The following is an 18,982-nucleotide window of genomic DNA, read 5'->3' on the forward strand; positions in this document are numbered from 1 at the left end:
TGATCACCCACGTCCTCGCGCTCGACGAGATCAACCAAGGATTCGACCTGATGCACGCGGGCGAGAGCATCAGATCCGTCGTGGTGTACTAACCCTCTCCCGCTTTCGCGGGAGAGGGACAGGCGCGAAGCGCCAGGGTGAGGGCCGAACCTATTCCGGAGAGACCCGCCCCTCACCCTCGCCGCGGCAACGCCGCGTCTTTCCCTCTCCCGCGAAAGCGGGAGAGGGCTCAAGGAACAGAAATGGAAATCCTATCCACCAACCGCGCGCATGGCGGCATCCAGGGCGTCTACCGTCACGGTTCCACCGCTTGCCGAACGCCGAAGACCTTCTCCGTCTTCGTCCCCGACCACGCCCCCGGCGCTAAGCTTCCGGTCCTGTGGTTCCTGTCCGGCCTGACCTGCACCCACGCCAACGTCACCGACAAGGGCAAATACCGCGCCGCCTGCGCCGAGCACGGCATCATCTTCGTCGCCCCCGACACGTCCCCGCGCGCAATCACGTTGGGTTTGTAAAATGCATAATCGCCTCTAAAGAGGAGGGGCTTTGTTCCCATAAACTTGGTCCAGCATCCGGCTTACCGCAACGACCTCCTCCGCCGCCGGATCGAACCGCGCTCCTTCGGCCAGCCGCCGCGCCCAATCCGCCGCCGCCCGGCCGCCCCAATCGTCGGGCGGACCTGCCAGCGGCTCGCGCGTCGTTCCGCGAAACCGGGTCGCTTCGAAATCGTAGAACGATCCGCCGACATTGCGGAACCCCGCACCGCCCTCCGTCCCGTAGAAGGTCGCCCCGATCTCCGCATCCACGCCGGCCTGCAGCCGCCACGAACAGGCGAGCCGAACCGCCGCGCCGCCGGTCGTCATCTGCGCCACCGCATAATCCTCGACCGCCTCGCCCGACAGCGGCGCACCCCCCGCAAACAGCTGGGCATGAACATCGCTCGCCGCGTCCGCGCCCAGGCACCACATCGCCAGGTCGACGAGATGGACGCCCAGATCCATCACGCACCCGCCGCCCGACCGCACCCGGTCGTAGAACCACGGCTTGTCCGGCCCGTAGGCGTTGTGAAAGACCAGATCGACCGCGAACACCCGCCCGAGCTCACCCGAGCGCACCAGTTCGGCGATCGCCGCCATCCCCGCCGTATGCCGGTAGGAGAAATCCACCGCGAGCAGCCGGTCCGCCGCCCGCGCCGCATCTACGACGGCGCGCGCCTCCGCAGCATCGCGCCCGAGCGGCTTCTGGCAGAATACCGCGACACCAGCCTCCAACGCCCGGATCGACTGCGCCGCGTGCAGCGCCGACGGCGTCGCGATCACCACCCCGTCGAGCCCCATCGCCAACATCGCCTCTAGCCCGTCGACCACCGCCACACCCGGCGCGAGCTTGGACGCCTCCGCCACCATCTCGGCCGAGGGATCGGCGATCGCCGCCGCGTCGATCAGGTTGGTTGCGAGCATCGCCTCCATCCGGCTCCGCCCGATCCAGCCGACCCCCAGAAAACCGACACGAGGTTTCTTCATCTTCTCCCTCTCCCCGCTTGCGGGGAGAGGGCCGGGGAGAGGGGCTGTGCAATACGCCGCCCGTCCTCCGTACAGCCCCTCTCCCCAACCCTCTCCCCAGAGGGGAGAGGGAGCCTGCTCAATACTCGATCAGCGCCTTCACGAACCCCTCCGGCTTGTCCCGCGTCGCTGCCAGCGCCTCGCCCAGCCGCTCCAGCGGATAGCGATGCGTGTACAACGCCGCCGGGTCGAGCCGCCCCGACGCCACCGCCTCGACCGCCTCGCGCAACCCCCGCATCTGCACCGCCGGATCGCGCTCATGCGCGTTCACGACATCGATCCCCTTCCAGTTCCACATCTGCATCGACACCTGTCGCGGCCCGTCCTGGTGGTAGCCCGCGATCACCAGCCGCCCGCCTTCCGCGACCAGCTCGCCCGCCAGGTCGAGCGGCCATTGCTTGCCGACCGCCTCGATCACCCGCTCGCACCCGCGTCCGCCGGTCAGCTCCATCACCCGGCCGATGATCGCGCCATGATCGTGCATCGGGATCGTCTCCGCTGCGCCGTATGCCCGCGCCAGCGCTAGCGATGACTCCCGCCGCGAGATCGCCACCACCCGCGCGCCCGCATCCGCGGCCAGCCGGCACAGGATAGCGCCCAGGAAACCGATCCCGACGATAGCCACCGTCTGCCCGGCGCGCACGTCCGACCTGCGGAAGATGTTCATCGCGCACCCGATCGGCTCGCCCGGAAAGGGCAGCCCCGTCAGTTCGGCGGGCAGGCGCACCGTCATGTCGGCGCGCGCGATATCGTATTCCGCGTAGCTGCGCCCCGCCAACGCCGCCACGCGGTCGCCGGCCGTGAGCCCGGTCACGCCGTCGCCGACCGCGTCCACCACGCCCCAGCTCTCATGGCCCATCCCGCCCGGCTCGCCCGGGAAGCTCGACCAGGGCTGTCCTTCCCACGGCTCGACGTTGGACGCGCACACACCGCATCCCTCCAGCCGGATGCGGACCTCTCCCGGGCCGGGCTCCGGCGTGGCGACCGAGGCGATGCGGATCGTGGCGGCCGCGTCCAGCACGGCGGCGCGCATGGTGGTGTTCAACTCAGTGACCTTTTCGCGGGGCGCCGCGTTCAAGCGGGAACAGGAACGATGGGGAGCAACGGATGACGGACGAGCGCACGCCGCCGGGAATGACCGAGACGCTGGCCGAAAATATCGACCGCCTGACGCGCCGCCGCCGCGAGGAGAAACGCGACGCTTCGATCAGCGACCGGATCGCCGATCGCGTGACCGGCTTCACCGGATCGATGCTGTTCGTCGTCATCCACCTCGTCCTGTTCGGCGGCTGGATTGTCATCAACCTCGGCTGGACGCCGATCCCCGCCTTCGACGAAAGCTTCGTGGTGCTGGCCATGATCGCGTCGGTGGAGGCGATCTTCCTGTCGACCTTCGTGCTCATCAGCCAGAACCGCATGGCCGAGGCCGCCGACCGCCGCGCCGATCTCGACCTCCACATCAACCTCCTGGCCGAACACGAGCTGTCCAAGCTCGCCGGGTTGGTCGCTCGGATCGCCGAGCATCTGGACGTGGCCGCGCGGTCTCCCGATCTCGACGAGATCCAGGAGGATGTCAGCCCGGAACGCGTCCTCGATGCCCTGCGCGCCAAGGAGGAGGCCTGACCCGTCACTCCGCGGCGGTCGCCCGCGCGACCCGCGCCGGCGCATAGCGATCGATCGCCCATCCGCAGAAATCCGCGAAGGCTTGCGGCTCACGCGCCGGCGAAGTGTGATGCGGCTCGACCCCCAGGTGCTCCGGCGTGAAACAGAAGGTCAGCGTCACGTCGAACTCCGCCAGCGCGTCCATCTGCCGGTCGAACCAGTCGGTCGCGTTCGGCCGGAAGCTGTCGGCCCAGCTGAGCCCGGTGCGCAGCTTCCGCGTCCCCAGCCGCCGCATCCAGGTCACGGCGTCGTCCAGCCGCGGGTCCTCATGATGAAACCACTGCATCAACCCCATCTCGGCGGCGACCTTGGCGTACTCGTCGAGCGCGGGCTTCGGCGTACCGTCCGGCCGGATCAGCCCCATATAGAAGTGCCGGTAGTAACTCGATCCCTCCGCCTCGCGGTGCCGCGTCGTCGCGCCCCATTCCATCGGCAGGTCGAACAGCGAGTACCAGAACACCTGGGGCACGCGCCCCAGCAGCAGCTCGGCGGTCTTCTGGACGCCGAACACCTGCACCTCCTCCGCGCCGAACGATCCGACGCCGACCTCGGTCACCCAGATCGGCTTGTCGGTCACCGCCTCGATCTCGGCGATCTTGGCGGGCCATTCGTGGATCGACCACAGGTTCCAGTCGAGCGGGAAACCGTGCACCGCGATCACGTCGACCGCATCCATCATCCCGTGCCCGGCCATGCGCCGCACCCAGGACTCGTCGATCGGCGACATGCCGCCCAGCACGCGCGTCACCGCCGGGTTGGCCGCTCGGATCGCCGCGCCCGCTCGCTTGATCGTATCCGCGAAGATCGACCAGTCGGGATCGAGCGCCGGGTCCCAATGCGACTTGTTGTTGGGCTCGTTCCAGATCATCGCCGCTTCGATCAACGTTTCGCTCCCGCGGGACTATCTCTTCTAGCCGGATAGGCCGCCATCGGCCCCCACTCGCCGTAGGGCACCGGCGCGACGCGGCATAGATACACGTCGTTCTCCGGCCGTGCTTCGACCGTGAAGCCCGCGCTGCGCAGCATCGCCTCCGATCCCGCCCGGTTGGGGGCCCACCAATTCGTCCAATCGCCGGAAAAGCGCCGTTCGATGAAGTGCATCTTGGGATAGGAGGGATCATCGAAATAGCGCGGCGGCGTGAATGTCTCCGGCTCGTAAAAGGGATGGTCCTCGGGCACGGTCATCTCTTCCTTCGACCCTTGCTGCATCGTCTGGAACAGCATCGCGTCACCGGCCACATGCTCGCGGATCAGATCCAACGCGAGCAGCGGATGCCGCAAATGGTACAGCACGCCCATGAACACCACGAGGTCGAACCGCTCGCCCAGCGCGCCGACATCGTACACGTCCAGTTTCGCGAACTCGACACCCTGAAACCCCAGCTCGCGCGTCACCAGCCGGGCCTGCGCCAGATACCGCTCGTCCGCATCGATGCCGAGCACCCGCGCCGCCCCGCGCCGCGCCATCTCCACCGAGTAGAAGCCCGCGTTGCACCCGATATCGAGCACCGACTTGCCGCCCAAATCGGTAGGCAGCGCATCCGCGAACCGGTCGAACTTGAACCGCGGATAATCGCCCAGGAAATGGTCGGGTGCCGTGCTCACGCCGTCGCCCAGCTCGATATTGTGGAACCAGGGAGCGAGCGCCTCCACTTCGTCACGCAATGCCGCAGACGCCATCAATCCCCCTGTCATTCAATATGTTCACCCGCGCCCAGCCGTCGCCCCAGCTCAGCGTAGTCGCCGAAGCGGGGTCGATATCGAACCGGAGCAGATTGTCCAGTTCCAGCCCGAGCACATGACACACCGCGGCGCGGATCATGTCGGCGTGGCTGACCAGCACGACCGTTCCGCCGTCATGCTCGCGCGCGGTCGCGTCCAGATACGCCACGATCCGCGCCTGCGCCTCGACCATGCCCTCGCCGCCGGGCGGGCGGGCGGTCGCCCGGTGCGCGTTCCACGCATCCCAAACCGGATCGCTCGCGAGAGCGTCGAAGCGCCGCCCGGTCCACGCGCCGAAGTCGATCTCCTGCAACCCGTCGCTCGTCCCGACCGTCAGTCCCGCCGCGTCCGCGATCGCCGTTGCTGTCGCCTGCGCCCGGTCGAGCGGGCTCGTCTGCACCGCATCCACCCCCTGCGCCGCCAGCCGTGCGGCAAGCCGCGCCGCCTGCGCGCGGCCTTCGTCGCTCAGCGGCACGCCCGGCATCCGCCCCGACAGCGTCCCGTCCAGATGCACGTGCGCCGCATGCCGCACCAGGATCAGTGTCGCCGCCACTCGTTCTCCCTCGCCCAAACCGCACGGGCGCGGGGCAGGGGACGCGCGGGAACCCTCGCCGGTTCCGGGCTTGGCGTCCGGCAAGCTTCTACTTACAGGAACAAAGAAGATGCTGCATGGTTACAGGGCCGTGACGATCGAACAGGGGGCTGGATGTCGCAACCGAAGCTGAAATGCGAGGCTAAGCGCGTGCGTACGGTCGAGTCGCGCGCATGAGCGAACTGATCCTCGTCACCGGCGGCGCGGGCTTCATCGGCCGCTTCGTCACGTCCGAACTGCTTGCACGAGGCCACCGCGTCCGTGTCCTCGACAGCCTGATCGACCAGGTCCACGGCCATGTCGACGGATCGAAGCTGCTCGATCCGGAGGCCGAGCTGATCCGCGCCGACGTCCGCGACGGCGACGCGGTCGCTCGCGCGCTGGACGGCGTCGATTCGGTGATCCACCTCGCCGCCGAGGTCGGGGTGGGCCAGTCGATGTACGAGGTCGAGCGTTACACCTCGACCAACGACGTCGGCACCGCCGTCCTGTTCGAAAAGCTCATCGACCACCCCGTCCGCCGCGTCGTCACCGCCTCTTCCATGTCGATCTACGGCGAGGGCCTCTACCGCGACGCCGACGGCGAGCTGGTGCAGGACGCCCAGCGTCACGGCCTCAAGGACGGCCTGACCGATTGGGAGCCCGTCGATGCGCACGGTCGCCCGCTGGAGCCGGTCGCCACGCCCGAATGGAAGCGTCCCAACCTGTCCTCGATCTACGCGCTCAATAAATATGTCCAGGAGCGCACGACGCACATCATGGCCGCGCCTTACGGCATGGAGAGCGTGTGCCTGCGCCTGTTCAACGTCTACGGCCCCGGCCAGGCGCTCTCGAACCCATATACCGGCGTCCTCGCCATCTTCGCCTCGCGCCTCCTGAACGGCCAGCAGCCGATGATCTTCGAGGACGGCGAGCAGCGCCGCGACTTCGTCCACGTCACCGACGTGGCCCGCGCCTTCGCCGAGTCCCTGTTCCTGCCGCAGGCGGCCGGCGGCACGTACAATATCGGCTCCGGCCACCACCGCTCGGTCACCGAGGTCGCGACCGAACTCGCCCGTGCCATGGGCAAGAACGATATCGCCCCGCAGGTCGTCGGTAAGGCGCGTATCGGCGATATCCGCCACTGTTTCTGCGACACCACGCTCGCCGCCGAGCGCTTCGACTTCCGCGCGCGCCAGGATTTCGGCGATGGCCTCAGCGAGCTGGCCGAATGGGTCGCCGTCCAAACCGCCCCCGACCGCGTCGAACAGATGCGCGCCGAGCTCGAAGCGCGGGGCCTGGTCGCGTGAGTTCGCATACACCCTTTTCGTCACCCCGGACTCGTTCCGGGGTCCATCGTTGTCCACGCACCGCAATGGCCGAGTACGTACAACGATGGATGCCGGAACAAGTCCGGCATGACGGGGGAGGGGGCTCCGCGTGACGGGCACCTCTTTCGACGCCCCCATCCTGATCACCGGCGGCGCGGGCTTCATTGGCTCAAACCTCGCCGACCGGCTCCTGTCCGAAGGCCACCGCGTCCGCCTCTACGACGCGCTCGCCCGCGACGGCGTCGAGCGTAACGTCGACTGGCTGCGCGGCCGCCACGGCGACCGTGTCGAACTGGTCGTCGCCGACATCCGTGACCGCGACCGGCTTTCCTCCGCCGTCGCCGACGCCCAGGCCGTATTCCACCTCGCCGCGCAGGTCGCCGTCACCACCTCGATGCTCGACCCGCGCGACGATTTCGAGATCAACATCGGCGGTACGCTGAACGTCCTCGAAGCTCTCCGAACCCGGGGCGACGCGACCCCGCTCATCTTCGCCTCCACCAACAAGGTGTATGGCGACCTCACCGACCTCGACTTCGCGCTCGAGGACGAAGCCTACGTCCCCACCGACCCCGAGATCCGCGACCACGGCGTCGGCGAAGCGCGCCCGCTCGACTTCCACACCCCCTATGGCGTGTCCAAGGGCGCGGCCGACCAGTACGTCCTCGACTACGCCCGCAGTTTCGGCATCCCCACCGCCGTGCTCCGCATGAGCTGCATCTACGGTCGCGGCCAGATGGGGACCGAGGACCAGGGCTGGGTCGCCCACTTCCTGATCCGTGCGCTCGAGGGCAAGCCGATCACGCTGTACGGCGACGGCCACCAGGTCCGCGACATCCTCGACGTGTCGAACGCCGTTGACGCCTACATCCAGTCCTGGCGGCGCATCGCCGAGGTGAGCGGCCGCGCCTACAATCTGGGCGGCGGTCCCGCCAACGCCGTGTCGCTTCGCCGGCTCCTCCATCACATCGGCGACCTCACCGGCCGCGAGGTCGACCTGACCTTCGCCGACTGGCGCGCGGGCGACCAACGCTACTTCGTCGCCGACACCCGCGCGGCCGAGCGCGACCTGCACCTCGCCCCCAAGGTAGCCTGGCGCGAGGGCGTAGCCGAACTCGCCCGCTGGCTCGCCGCCGAGCGCCGCCTCAACACGCCCATGGGCGTGGCGGCGGAGTGACGATGCGCCTCCTCATGACGGCGGACACGGTCGGCGGCGTCTGGCAATATGCGACGGACCTAGCCCGAGCGCTCGTGCCTCACGGCATCGAGACCCCGCTGGCCGCTCTCGGCCCCGCCCCAACCGAGGATCAGCTTCTTCTCCCTCTCCCCTTTGGGGAGAGGGCCGGGGAGAGGGGCTGTTCAGAGAGCCGAACCTCCACCGATAGAGCCCCTCTCCCCAACCCTCTCCCCGCAGGGGAGAGGGAGCTAGAGATCATCCACACCGGCCTTCCCCTCGACTGGCTCTGCACCAACCCCACCCCCGTCCTCGCCGCCGGCCAAGCCATCGCCGACCTAGCCCGCGACCTCCGCGCCGACATCGTCCAGCTCAACTCCCCCACGCTCGCCGCCGCCGCGCGCTTCCCCGCGCCTGTCGTCGCCGTCGCCCACGGCTGCACCGCGACCTGGTGGAACGCCGCCCACGGCACCGCGCCCGACCCCGCCTATCGCTGGCACGCCGACCTGATGCGCGCCGGCCTCCTGGCCGCGAACGCCACCGTCGCTCCCAGCGCCGCGTTCGCAGCCGACCTGCAACGCACCTACGCTCTCCCAACCACCCCCCAAGCCATCCACAACGGCCGTCCTTCTTCTCCCTCTTCCCTCTGGGGAGAGGGCCCGTCCAGAGAACCGGCCCCCCACGCCCTGACCGCCGGCCGCCTATGGGACCGCGTCAAGAACACCGCCGTCCTCGACCGCGCCGCCGCCCGTCTGTCCGTACCCATCCGCGCCGCCGGCCCCGTAACCGCCCCCCACGGCGAGACGGTCCGCCCCGACCACCTTTACCTCCTCGGCATCCTCTCCGCCGAAGCGCTCGCGGCCGAAATGGCCCAGCGCCCGATCTTCGTCTCCGCCACCAGCTTCGAACCATTCGGCCTGGCCGTGCTCGAAGCCGCCGCCGCCGGTTGCGCGCTCGTCCTATCCGACATCCCGACCTTCCGCGAGCTGTGGGACGGCGCGGCCGTCTTCGTCGCGCCCCAAGACGAGGCCGCCATCGCCGCCGCTATCGAGTCCCTGCTCGCCGACCCCACCCGCCGCGAAACGCTGGCTCAAGCGGCCCAAGCCCGCGCCGCCCCCTATACCCCCGAAGCGACCGCCGCTGCGATGGCCGCGCTCTACGCCCGCCTCCTCCCCGCGCGGAGGGCCGCAGCGTGAAGATCGCTTACTTCACCCACTCGCTCGCCAGCTGCTGGAATCACGGCAACGCCCACTTCCTGCGCGGCGTCCTCCGCGAGTTGATCGCGCTCGGCCACGATGTCCGCGCCTACGAGCCGGAGGGGAACTGGAGCCTCGCCAACCTCCTGTCCGACGCGGGCGAGGCCGGGCTCGACGCCTACCGCGCAGCCTATCCCGAGCTGACCTCGACCGGGTTCGCCCCCGACACCCCTCCCGACCAGCTGATCGACGACGCCGATGTCGTCATCGTCCACGAATGGAACGAGCCCGCGCTCGTCGCCGAGATTGGCCGCCTCCGCGCGAGGGGAGGGCGGTTCACGCTCCTGTTCCACGACACCCACCACCGCGCGGTCAGCGACCCCGAAGCGATCCGCGCCTTCGACCTTTCCGGCTATGACGGCGTCCTTGCGTTCGGCGAAGCGCTGTCGGAAGTATACCGCCGCTGGGGCTGGGGCGGCCGCGTCTGGACCTGGCACGAAGCCGCCGACACCCGCCTCTTCCACCCGCCCGCCGTCGAGCAAGACCGCGAAGGCCTGGTCTGGATCGGCAATTGGGGGGACGGCGAACGCACCGCCGAACTCGAACGTTTCCTCCTCGCCCCCGCCGCGCAGGCCGGCCTGCCGCTCGACATATACGGCGTCCGCTACCCCGACGAGGCGCGCGCGATGCTCGCAAGCCACGGCGCGCATTATCACGGCTGGGCGCCCAACGCTCGCGCACCCGAAATCTTCGCCCGTCACTTGGCCACGATCCACGTCCCCCGCCGCTACTACGCGACGATCCTCCCCGGCATCCCCACCATCCGCGTCTTCGAAGCGCTCGCCTGCGGAATACCACTGATATCAGCGCCTTGGTCCGACAGCGAAGGATTGTTTCGGTCCCGTCACGACTTTCTCGTCGCGCAGAATGGAGAGGACGTTTCGCGGCACCTTCACCAACTTCGGGACGATCCCGCCCTCCGCGCGAGCCTCGCCGCGAGCGGCCTGGAGACGGTCCGCGCCCGCCACACCTGCGCCCACCGCGCCGCCGAGCTGCTCGCCGTCGTCGCCAGGCTCGACCAGACCCAAAGGACCGCCGCATGAAGATCGCCTTCTACGGCTCCAGCCTGCTCTCCTCCTACTGGAACGGAGCCGCCACCTACTATCGCGGCATCCTCCGCGCGCTGGCTGGCCACGGCTACGACATCACCTTCTACGAACCCGACGCCTTCGACCGCCAACAGCACCGCGACATCGACCCGCCGCCCTACGCCAAGGTCGTCGTCTACCCCGCGACTGCCGACGGCCTCCGATCGGTCCTCGCCGAAGCGCCGCGCGCCGACATCGTCGTCAAGGCGAGCGGGGTCGGCGTATTCGACCGCGAGCTGATCGCGGGCATCGTCGCCCACGCCGCCCCGCATGCGCTCAAGATCTTCTGGGACGTCGACGCCGCCGCCACCCTCGACGAGATGCGGAGCGACCCCGGCCACCCCGTCACCGCCGCGCTGCCCGATCTCGACATGGTCCTGACCTACGGCGGCGGCCCGCCCGTCGTGAACGCCTATACCGGCTTCGGCGCAGCCGCTTGCGTCCCCGTCTACAACGCGCTCGATCCGGAGACCCATCACCCGGTCGCCCCCGACGACCGCTTCGCCTGCGACCTGGCCTTCCTCGGCAACCGCCTCCCCGACCGCGAAGCTCGCGTCGAAGAATTCTTCCTCCGCGCCGCCGCCAGCCTCGCCGACCGCCGCTTCCTGATCGGCGGCAACGGCTGGGAGACCAAGCACATGCCCGCCAACGTCCGCCACCGCGGCCACGTCTACACGGCCGAGCACAACGCGTTCAACTGCACCCCCGCCGCCGTCCTGAACGTCGCCCGCGACTCGATGGCGCACATCGGCTTCAGCCCCGCCACCCGCGTATTCGAGGCCGCCGGCGCCGCCGCCTGCCTCATCACCGACGCCTGGGAAGGCATCGAGCAGTTCCTGATCCCGGACAAGGAAGTCCTCGTCGCCCGCGACGGCCAGGATGTCGCCGACCACCTAGCCGCGCTCACCCCCGACCGCGCCCGCCAGATCGGCCAGGCGGCGCTGAAGCGCGTCCTCGCCGAACACACCTACGCGCTCCGCGGCGAGCAGGTCCACGCCCTTTTCCAGGATCATTTCGCCCGGACGCGCGAGGCGGCATGAAGCTCGTCGTCCTCGGCCTGTCACTGTCCTCATCCTGGGGCAACGGCCACGCGACCACCTACCGCGCGCTCCTGAAAGCCTTTGCTGCGCGCGGGCACGAGGTGCTGTTCCTCGAACGCGACGTGCCCTGGTATGCGAAACAGCGCGACCTTGCTGACCCCGATTGGTGCTCGCTGTGCTTCTACGCGGATTTGGACGATCTCGCCCGCTTCACGCCGGAGATCGCCGAAGCCGACGCGGTGATCGTCGGCTCCTATGTTCCCGACGGGGTGGCGGTGGCCCACTTCGTCCAGGAAACTGCCGGACTTACGGCCTTCTACGATATCGACACCCCGGTCACCCTCGCCAAGCTCGCACGCGGCGACTTCGAGTATCTCTCGCCCGAACTCGTCCCCAGCTACGACCTGTATCTTTCCTTCACCGGCGGCCCCACCCTCGCCCGCATCGAGCGCGAGTACGGCTCCCCGGCCGCCCGCGCGCTCTATTGCTCGGTCGACGCCGACGCCTACCGCCCGGCCGACGTGCCCAAGCGGTGGGACCTATCCTATCTCGGCACCTACAGCCCCGATCGCCAGCCGACGCTGGGTCGCCTGCTCCTCGAACCCGCTCGCGCGCACCCGCACCGCCGCTTCGTGGTCGCCGGTCCGCAATATCCAGGCGACATCGAATGGCCCGACAACGTCGAGCGGATCGATCATCTGCCGCCGTCGGAGCACGCCGCCTTCTACTCGGCCTCGCGCTGGACACTCAACGTCACCCGCGCCGACATGACCGCCGCCGGCTGGTCCCCCTCGGTCCGCTTGTTCGAGGCCGCCGCCTGCGGGACTCCAATCATTTCGGATGTATGGGACGGCCTCGACACGCTGTTCGAGCCGGGCCGCGAGATCATCCTTGCGCACCGAGGTGGCGATGTAACGGCCGCGCTCGACGACGCCGACGCGTCCGCGCTGGGCAAGGCGGCGAGGGCGCGCGCACTCGCCGCCCACACCGCCACGCACCGCGCGGCGGAGTTGGAGCGGCACCTCCTCGAAGCCGCAACGCTCAGGCGACCAGCCGACGTGGAAGTGGCATGACGGACACGGATATGGGAGAGAATGGAATGGCGAGATCGGACGACGGGCTGATCCTGGTCGCGGGCGGTGCGGGGTTCATCGGCTCTCACCTCGTGCTCCGCCTGCTGTCGGAGGGGCGGCAGGTGCTGTGCCTGGACAATCTCCAGACCGCGCGCCCGTCGAACCTGCGTCTGCTCGAAGGCCGGCTCGGCTTTCGCTTCGTCGAGGCCGACATCGTCGCCCCGTTGCCCCAAGCCGTCACCGACGAGGCGCACCGGATCACCCGCATCTATAATCTCGCCTGTCCCGCCTCGCCGCCGCAATACCAGGTCGACCCCGAGCACACGATGCTCACCAATGTGGTTGGCACCCACCACCTGCTTCGGCTGGCGGAAAAGGCCGGCGCGCGGTTCCTCCTCACCTCGACCAGCGAGGTGTATGGCGATCCCGAGGTCCACCCGCAGGTAGAGGAATATCGCGGCTGGACCAGCTGCACGGGACCTCGCGCCTGCTACGACGAGGGCAAGCGCGCCGCCGAGGCGCTCACCTTCGACTATGCGCGCATGAACCGGGCGGAGGTGCGGGTCGCGCGCATCTTCAACACCTACGGCCCGAACATGCATCCCGACGACGGCCGCGTGGTGTCGAACCTGATCTGCCAGGCGCTGTCCGACCGCCCGATCACCATTTATGGCGACGGCAGCCAGACGCGCTCCTTCTGCTATGTGTCAGACCTGGTCGACGGGCTGATCCGCCTGATGGAGAGCGACATCGACCCGTTTCAGCCGATCAATCTGGGCAACCCGAGCGAGCTCACCGTGCGCGACCTCGCCGACCGCGTCGTCGCGATGACCGGCACCCGCAACGCGCTCGTCTTCGAACCGTTGCCCCAGGACGATCCACGGCGACGTCGGCCCGATATCACCCGGGCGCGACACCTGCTCGGTTGGAACCCGCGCGTGTCGCTGGACGAGGGGCTCGCCAAAACCTGTGCGTGGTTCGCGGAGGAACTCGGCGTCGTACGGGAAGCGGTTGCCGCCGAGTGAGGATCACGCCCGCCGTCCGTGCGTTCGAACCCGCGAAGGAGTTGAAGCATGAAAGAGAACAGCGGCAACGGCAAGGCGACCAACAACAACCTGGATCCCACGCTCGACGAGCATAAGGTGGCTGGCGGCCATCACGAGCCGGCCCGCATCCCGGGCGAGGACGACGCGATCGGAACAGCACAGAAGCCAAGCGGCAAAGTGGGTGAGGGTGGACGCGGCGAGATCGACTCGACCACCCCCGCCGCACCGATCGATCTCTGATCGGGGTCGGGCTCGACGCTAGCGCGCCTTGATCGCGCTCAGCGTCGTGCCCGCGGTGATCGCCTCCACATCGGTCTTGATATGGAGCAGCCGCACGCCCGGCTCCGCCATCGCACGGTCGAGCGCGGGGGCGAACTCCTCGGTCCGCTCCACCGTCTCGGCCCAGCAGCCGTAGGCGCGAGCGAGCGCGGCGAAGTCCGGGTTGCGTAGCGCCGTCGCCGTCACGCGGCCGGGGAACTCGCGTTCCTGGTGCATGCGGATCGTGCCGTACGCGCAGTTGTCGATCACCAGCACCAGCATCGATGCGCCGTACTGCACGGCGGTCGCCAGCTCCTGCCCGTTCATCAGGAAATCGCCGTCGCCTGCCAGCGCGACCACGCACCGCTCCGGATGCCGGAGCGCCGCCGCGACGGCCGCCGGGACGCCGTACCCCATCGCCCCCGCCGTCGGCGCGAGCTGGCAGCCAGGTCCGCCATACCGCCAATAGCGGTGCCACCAGCCCGAGAAGTTGCCCGCGCCGTTACAGATGATCGTATTCGTCGGCAGGCGCTCCCGCATCGCGGCGACACAAGGGCCGAGGTCCATCGTCAGATCGCGCAGGGTCGGGGTCGACCATGCGGTCCACTCGTCATGCGCCTCCGCGCCCGCGGAGAAGGGCGGCACGTCGATCTCGAGCACCGCGTCGGCGAATTCGGCCATCCCCGCGCAGATCGCCAGATCCGCTCGGTACGCGCTCCCGAGCTCCTCCGGATCGGGATGCACATGGACCAGCAGTTGGCTCGGATGATCCGGCGTGATCAGCTGATAGCCGTCGGTCGTCGCCTCGCCCAGCCGCGGCCCTACCACGAGCACCAGGTCCGCCGCGCGTACCCGTTCGACGAGCTTCGGGTTCGGGCCGTATCCGAGATTACCCGCCCACACCGGACAGCCGTTCGCAACCGCGTCCTGACGCCGGAACGCCGCCGCGACTGGGATCCCCGACCGCTCGGCCCAGTGCGCGAAGTCGCGCGCCGCGTCGACGTTCCACCCCGCGCCGCCGACGATCGCCACCGGCCGTTCCGCCGCGCCGATCATCCCGGCCAGCTCGCCCATCGTGACCGGGTCGCAAGCTTGCACGGCCCGCTCCACGCGCGGCCGATCCACCGCCTCAATCACGTCAAGCAGCATGTCTTCCGGCAGCGCGAGCACCACCGGCCCCGGCCGGCCGTTCATCGCCGTCGCGTACGCCCGCGCCACATATTCCGGTATCCGCCGAGCATCGTCGATCCGCGCCGCCCATTTCGCGATGGGTGCGAACATCTCCTGGAAGTCGATCTCCTGGAATGCCTCCCGGTCGCGCGTGCCGCGGTCGACGTCGCCGATGAACAGTATCATCGGCCGGCTGTCCTGCCGCGCGACATGCACTCCGATCGACGCGTTGGTCGCGCCCGGCCCTCGCGTCACGAAGGCGACGCCCGGCCGCCCCGTCAGCGTCCCGTCGGCGCAAGCCATGAACGCGACCCCGCCCTCCTGTCGGCATACGACCAGATCGATCGCGGGCGTGTCGTGGAGCGCGTCGAGCACCGCCAGGAAGCTCTCTCCCGGCACGGTGAAGATCCGCTCGCAGCCTTGCGCGACGAGTTGGTCGACGAGGACACGGCCGCCGATCCTCATGCTTGGTGGATCGCTTTGGTGACGAGATAGCTGTCGAGCCCCTCGCTCCCGCCCTCGCTGCCGAAGCCGGATTGCTTCACGCCCCCGAACGGCGCGTCGGCGACCGAGATGGCGAAGCTGTTGATCCCGACCATCCCCGCCTCGATCGCGTCGCCGAGCATGTTCGCGCGCCGCCCGTTCTCCGTGAAGGCGAACGCCGCCAGACCGTAAGGTAGGCGGTTCGCTTGTTCGATCGCCTCGTCCATGTCGGCGAACGACCGCGTGACCGCGACCGGCCCGAACGGTTCGTTCGACATGATGTCCGCATCGACCGGCACATCGGCGAGCAGCGTGGGTTGGAAGAAATACCCGTCCGCCATCCGCTCGCCGCCCGCCAGCGTCCGCGCGCCGTTGGCGGTCGCATCGCTCACCAGCGCCTCGATCGCATCGGGCCGACGCCGGTTCGCGAGCGGCCCCATTCGCGTCGCCGGGTCGAATCCGTCGCCGACCGGCAGCTTCGCCGCCCGCTCGGCGAAGCCGCGCAGGAACGGCTTATACACCGCCTCTTCGACATAGAAGCGCGTGGGCGACACGCAAACCTGGCCGGCATTCCGGAATTTCTGCGGGACCACCATGTCCAGTGTCTTCTCCAGATCGCAGTCGGCGAAGATCAGCACCGGCGCGTGCCCGCCCAGCTCCATCGTCGTCCGTTTCACGCCGTCGGCCGCCAGCTTCAACAGGTGCTTGCCCACGGGTACCGACCCGGTGAAGCTCACCTTGCGGATCACCGGCGAAGCGATGAGGTGGCGCGACACATGGTCGGGTACCCCGAACACCAGTTGCGCAACGCCCGCGGGCAGCCCGGCGTCGATCAGGCAGGCGAAGAACGCGCCCGTGCAGCCCGGCGTTTCCTCCGGCGGCTTGGCGATGACCGAACACCCCGCCGCGAGCGCGGGCGCGAGCTTCTTGGCGAGCAGATAGACCGGGAAGTTCCAAGGGCTGAGCGCCGCGACCGGCCCGACCGGCTGTCTGATGACGATCGACCGCTGCCCCGTCGGCCGCACCAGCACGCGGCCATAAGCGCGCTTGGCCTCCTCGGCGTACCAATCGAACAGTTGCGCCGATCCCGCCACCTCGGCCCGCGCCTCCGCGATCACCTTGCCCTGTTCGCGCGTTAATAGAGCCGCGATCGCTTCCGTCCGCTCGCGCATCAACTGCGCCGCGCGCCGCAGGATCGTGCCCCGCGCCTCGACGTCCGTCGCACGCCAGAGCTTGAAGCCGCGCTCCGCCGCTTCCAGCGCCGCATCGAGGTCGGCCGCGTTCGCTAATGGAACCGCGGCGATCTCGGCACCGGTCGCAGGGTCGAACACCGGCCCCGTGTCGCGCCCTTCGCCCGCCGCCCAGGCGCCGTCGATATGCAGGCGCAGGTCGGCGTAATATCCGGTGGCTGGCATCGATTGATCCTTGGCTTGGGGCTCCGTCCCGGCGCACATAGCCACCCAGGCGAGCGGGAGCGAGAGGGCCATGTACGAGTTCGAAACCGTCGCGAGCGGATTGCGCTTCCCCGAAGGCCCAGTCGCGACGCCCGACGGGAGCGTGATCCTGGTCGAGATCGAGGCGGGCCGCATCACCCGCGTCCGCCCCGACGGTTCGACCGAGACCGTTGCGGAGCCGGGCGGCGGTCCCAACGGCTTGGCCGTCGGTCCGGACGGCAAGTTCTATTGCTGCAACAACGGCGGTTTCGACTATCTGGAGCACCCGAGCGGCCTGCTGATTCCGCGCGGCCAACCGCATGATTATTCCGGAGGCCGGATCGAGCGGATCGACATCGCGACCGGCGCGGTGGAGACGCTCTACAAGGACGGCGATTTCGGCTGCAGCCTGCGCGGCCCCAACGACCTCGTCTTCGACGGCTTCGGCGGTTTCTGGTTTACCGACCACGGCAAGACGCGCGAGCGGGAGCGCGACGTAACCGGCATCTTCTACGCGATGGCGGATGGCAGCGCGCTTCGCGAGGTGATCTTCCCGTCGGAGAACCCCAACGGTGTCGGTCTCTCGCCCGACGGACGCCGCCTCTACGCCGCCGAGACCTTCACCTGCCGCCTGACCGCCTATGACGTGACCGGCCCCGGGAAGGTGGACGAAATCGCCGGCCCGGGCGGCCCCGGCATCCCGCTCTACCGCCCGGGCGGGTACAAATTCTTCGACTCACTAGGTGTCGAGGAGTGCGGTAACATCTGTATCGCCACCATCGGCGAATGCGGGATCAGCGTCGTTTCGCCCGAAGGCGAGCTGGTCGAGTTCGTGCCGACCGACGACCCGTTCACCACCAACATCTGCTGGGGCGGCGAGGACATGCGCGATGCCTACATCACCCTGTCGGGCACGGGCCGTTTGGTGAAGTGTCGCTGGCCGCGCCCCGGCCTCCGGCTTGCCCACCAATGACGATCCGCGCCGTCATCTTCGACTTCGGCGGCGTAGTCACGACCTCGCCGTTCGAAGCGTTCGAGCGCATGGAGATCGAGCGCGGGTTGCCGCGAGGGCTGGTCCGCCGCATTAACGCCGCCGATCCGGACGGAAATGCATGGGCGCGGTTCGAGCGCGCGGAGATCGACTCCGCGGCCTTCGACCGGCTGTTCGCGGAGGAGGCGAGGGCGCTCGGCCACGAGCTGCGCGGCGCGGACGTGCTCGCGCTGTTGGCCGGCGATGTACGTCCGGGCATGGTCGCCGCGATCGATCGGCTAAAGGCGGACGGGTACAGGCTCGGCTGCATCACCAACAACGTGCCGACCGGGCAGGGGGCGGGCATGGCGCTCACGGCGGAGCGCGCGGCCGGGATCGCCGCGATCCTCGCCCGCTTCGACCGGGTGATCGAGAGCTCCAAGGTCGGCGTTCGCAAGCCCGACCCTCGTATCTACGCCATGATGACCGACACGCTGGGAGTGAACCCGTCCGATTGCGTCTATCTCGACGACCTGGGCATCAACTGCAAACCCGCCGCAGCGATGGGCATGACGGCGATCAAGGTCGCGGACGAGCACCAGGCGCTGGCGGAGCTTGGGCGAGCGCTGGGCCTGGCGGCGGGCGCGTTTTCGGGCTCGGCTTGACCCGCCGCTTGCTCGGTCGCTAACCCCGCCGCCATAGGAGGCTCGCCCATGAACAAGCTCTACCCCGACGCGACCGCTGCGCTCGACGGCCTGCTCCGTGACGGCATGATGATCTGCGCGGGCGGATTCGGCCTATGTGGCATTCCCGAACGGCTGATCGACGCGATCGGGGCGAGCGGGGTCAAGGACCTGACGATCGCCTCCAACAATGCGGGGGTCGACGGCGAGGGCTTGGGCAAGCTGCTCCGCACCCGCCAGGTCGCCAAGATGATCTCCTCCTATGTCGGCGAGAACAGGGAGTTCGAGCGCCAGTACCTGTCCGGAGAGCTCGAGGTCGAGTTCTGCCCGCAGGGCACGCTCGCGGAACGCTGCCGTGCGGGAGGTGCTGGCATCCCCGGCTTCTACACCAGGACCGGCGTCGGTACGCTCGTCGCCGAGGGCAAGGAGGTGATGGTCTTTGACGGCGAGGACTACATCC

The 18,982-nt window shown here is 68.9% G+C and carries 19 protein-coding genes and 2 pseudogenes; 14 read left to right on the forward strand and 7 right to left on the reverse strand.

Annotated features, from left to right (window positions below; all coding sequences use genetic code 11):
* Both ACFE7F_RS13705 and ACFE7F_RS13710 read left to right on the forward strand, forming a co-directional pair.
* A pseudogene (locus ACFE7F_RS13705) lies at positions 1-92 on the forward strand (alcohol dehydrogenase); the annotation flags it as partial.
* A gap of 150 nt (positions 93-242) precedes the next feature.
* Positions 243-494: pseudogene (locus ACFE7F_RS13710) on the forward strand (alpha/beta hydrolase-fold protein); the annotation flags it as partial.
* A gap of 36 nt (positions 495-530) precedes the next feature.
* Here the strand turns inward: ACFE7F_RS13710 and ACFE7F_RS13715 are convergent.
* The gene (locus ACFE7F_RS13715; protein WP_375404411.1) at positions 531-1,523 is read right to left on the reverse strand and encodes a Gfo/Idh/MocA family protein; all 993 of its coding nucleotides are present in this window, start codon (positions 1,521-1,523) and stop codon (positions 531-533) included.
* 118 nt (positions 1,524-1,641) lie between these two features.
* Complete coding sequence (locus tag ACFE7F_RS13720; protein ID WP_375404412.1) at positions 1,642-2,607, reverse strand: zinc-binding dehydrogenase; 966 nt, start codon at positions 2,605-2,607, stop codon at positions 1,642-1,644.
* A gap of 62 nt (positions 2,608-2,669) precedes the next feature.
* Between ACFE7F_RS13720 and ACFE7F_RS13725 the strand changes: the two genes are divergently transcribed.
* Positions 2,670-3,185 carry a DUF1003 domain-containing protein gene (locus ACFE7F_RS13725; RefSeq protein WP_375404413.1) on the forward strand — a complete coding sequence of 172 codons (516 nt, stop codon included), beginning with the start codon at positions 2,670-2,672 and terminating at the stop codon, positions 3,183-3,185.
* A 4-nt stretch (positions 3,186-3,189) separates the two neighbouring features.
* Here ACFE7F_RS13725 and ACFE7F_RS13730 read toward each other — a convergent pair whose 3' ends face one another.
* The 3 genes from ACFE7F_RS13730 to ACFE7F_RS13740 are packed head-to-tail and all read right to left on the reverse strand — an operon-like array spanning position 3,190 to position 5,499.
* On the reverse strand, positions 3,190-4,107 hold the full coding sequence (locus ACFE7F_RS13730; protein WP_375404414.1) for a glycosyl hydrolase: 918 nt from the start codon (positions 4,105-4,107) through the stop codon (positions 3,190-3,192).
* Positions 4,104-4,904: a TIGR04290 family methyltransferase gene (locus ACFE7F_RS13735; RefSeq protein WP_375404415.1), complete on the reverse strand. Its 801-nt coding sequence runs from the start codon at positions 4,902-4,904 to the stop codon at positions 4,104-4,106. The genes ACFE7F_RS13730 and ACFE7F_RS13735 overlap by 4 nt, the downstream gene beginning before the upstream one ends.
* Positions 4,882-5,499, reverse strand: coding sequence for a histidine phosphatase family protein (locus ACFE7F_RS13740; RefSeq protein WP_375404416.1), 618 nt, complete (start codon positions 5,497-5,499; stop codon positions 4,882-4,884). The genes ACFE7F_RS13735 and ACFE7F_RS13740 overlap by 23 nt, the downstream gene beginning before the upstream one ends.
* Positions 5,500-5,711: 212 nt before the next feature.
* Between ACFE7F_RS13740 and ACFE7F_RS13745 the strand changes: the two genes are divergently transcribed.
* From ACFE7F_RS13745 to ACFE7F_RS13780, 8 genes are all read left to right on the forward strand, one after another.
* Positions 5,712-6,827 carry an NAD-dependent epimerase/dehydratase family protein gene (locus tag ACFE7F_RS13745; RefSeq protein ID WP_375404417.1) on the forward strand — a complete coding sequence of 372 codons (1,116 nt, stop codon included), beginning with the start codon at positions 5,712-5,714 and terminating at the stop codon, positions 6,825-6,827.
* Between the two features lie 130 nt (positions 6,828-6,957).
* Positions 6,958-8,025: an SDR family NAD(P)-dependent oxidoreductase gene (locus tag ACFE7F_RS13750; protein ID WP_375404418.1), complete on the forward strand. Its 1,068-nt coding sequence runs from the start codon at positions 6,958-6,960 to the stop codon at positions 8,023-8,025.
* A 2-nt stretch (positions 8,026-8,027) separates the two neighbouring features.
* Positions 8,028-9,218, forward strand: a complete 1,191-nt coding sequence (locus ACFE7F_RS13755; RefSeq protein ID WP_375404419.1) for a glycosyltransferase family 4 protein — start codon at positions 8,028-8,030, stop codon at positions 9,216-9,218.
* The gene (locus ACFE7F_RS13760) at positions 9,215-10,321 is read left to right on the forward strand and encodes a glycosyltransferase (protein ID WP_375404420.1); all 1,107 of its coding nucleotides are present in this window, start codon (positions 9,215-9,217) and stop codon (positions 10,319-10,321) included. The genes ACFE7F_RS13755 and ACFE7F_RS13760 overlap by 4 nt, the downstream gene beginning before the upstream one ends.
* Entirely contained in the window at positions 10,318-11,406 is a 1,089-nt protein-coding gene (locus ACFE7F_RS13765) for a glycosyltransferase (RefSeq protein WP_375404421.1), read from the forward strand. The genes ACFE7F_RS13760 and ACFE7F_RS13765 overlap by 4 nt, the downstream gene beginning before the upstream one ends.
* Positions 11,403-12,479, forward strand: coding sequence for a glycosyltransferase (locus tag ACFE7F_RS13770; RefSeq protein WP_375404422.1), 1,077 nt, complete (start codon positions 11,403-11,405; stop codon positions 12,477-12,479). Before ACFE7F_RS13765 ends, ACFE7F_RS13770 begins: the two co-directional genes overlap by 4 nt.
* 26 nt (positions 12,480-12,505) lie before the next feature.
* Entirely contained in the window at positions 12,506-13,504 is a 999-nt protein-coding gene (locus ACFE7F_RS13775; protein WP_375404423.1) for a UDP-glucuronic acid decarboxylase family protein, read from the forward strand.
* Positions 13,505-13,552: 48 nt separating this feature from the next.
* Positions 13,553-13,765, forward strand: coding sequence for a hypothetical protein (locus tag ACFE7F_RS13780; RefSeq protein WP_375404424.1), 213 nt, complete (start codon positions 13,553-13,555; stop codon positions 13,763-13,765).
* Between the two features lie 18 nt (positions 13,766-13,783).
* On the opposite strand, the gene ACFE7F_RS13785 is transcribed toward ACFE7F_RS13780, so the two are convergent.
* Together ACFE7F_RS13785 and ACFE7F_RS13790 are read right to left on the reverse strand one after the other, a co-directional pair.
* Positions 13,784-15,418: a thiamine pyrophosphate-binding protein gene (locus ACFE7F_RS13785; RefSeq protein ID WP_375404425.1), complete on the reverse strand. Its 1,635-nt coding sequence runs from the start codon at positions 15,416-15,418 to the stop codon at positions 13,784-13,786.
* On the reverse strand, positions 15,415-16,851 hold the full coding sequence (locus ACFE7F_RS13790; RefSeq protein WP_375404426.1) for an NAD-dependent succinate-semialdehyde dehydrogenase: 1,437 nt from the start codon (positions 16,849-16,851) through the stop codon (positions 15,415-15,417). The genes ACFE7F_RS13785 and ACFE7F_RS13790 overlap by 4 nt, the downstream gene beginning before the upstream one ends.
* A 70-nt stretch (positions 16,852-16,921) precedes the next feature.
* On the opposite strand from ACFE7F_RS13790, the gene ACFE7F_RS13795 reads away from it, so the two are divergent.
* The 3 genes from ACFE7F_RS13795 to ACFE7F_RS13805 all read left to right on the forward strand — a co-directional run.
* Complete coding sequence (locus ACFE7F_RS13795) at positions 16,922-17,842, forward strand: SMP-30/gluconolactonase/LRE family protein (RefSeq protein WP_375404427.1); 921 nt, start codon at positions 16,922-16,924, stop codon at positions 17,840-17,842.
* Positions 17,839-18,504: an HAD-IA family hydrolase gene (locus ACFE7F_RS13800; protein WP_375404428.1), complete on the forward strand. Its 666-nt coding sequence runs from the start codon at positions 17,839-17,841 to the stop codon at positions 18,502-18,504. Before ACFE7F_RS13795 ends, ACFE7F_RS13800 begins: the two co-directional genes overlap by 4 nt.
* A 48-nt stretch (positions 18,505-18,552) precedes the next feature.
* The coding region (locus ACFE7F_RS13805) for a CoA transferase subunit A (protein WP_375404429.1) at positions 18,553-18,982 on the forward strand (430 nt) is incomplete at its 3' end.

This window comes from uncultured Sphingomonas sp., assembly GCF_964235535.1.
Classification (GTDB): domain Bacteria; phylum Pseudomonadota; class Alphaproteobacteria; order Sphingomonadales; family Sphingomonadaceae; genus Sphingomonas.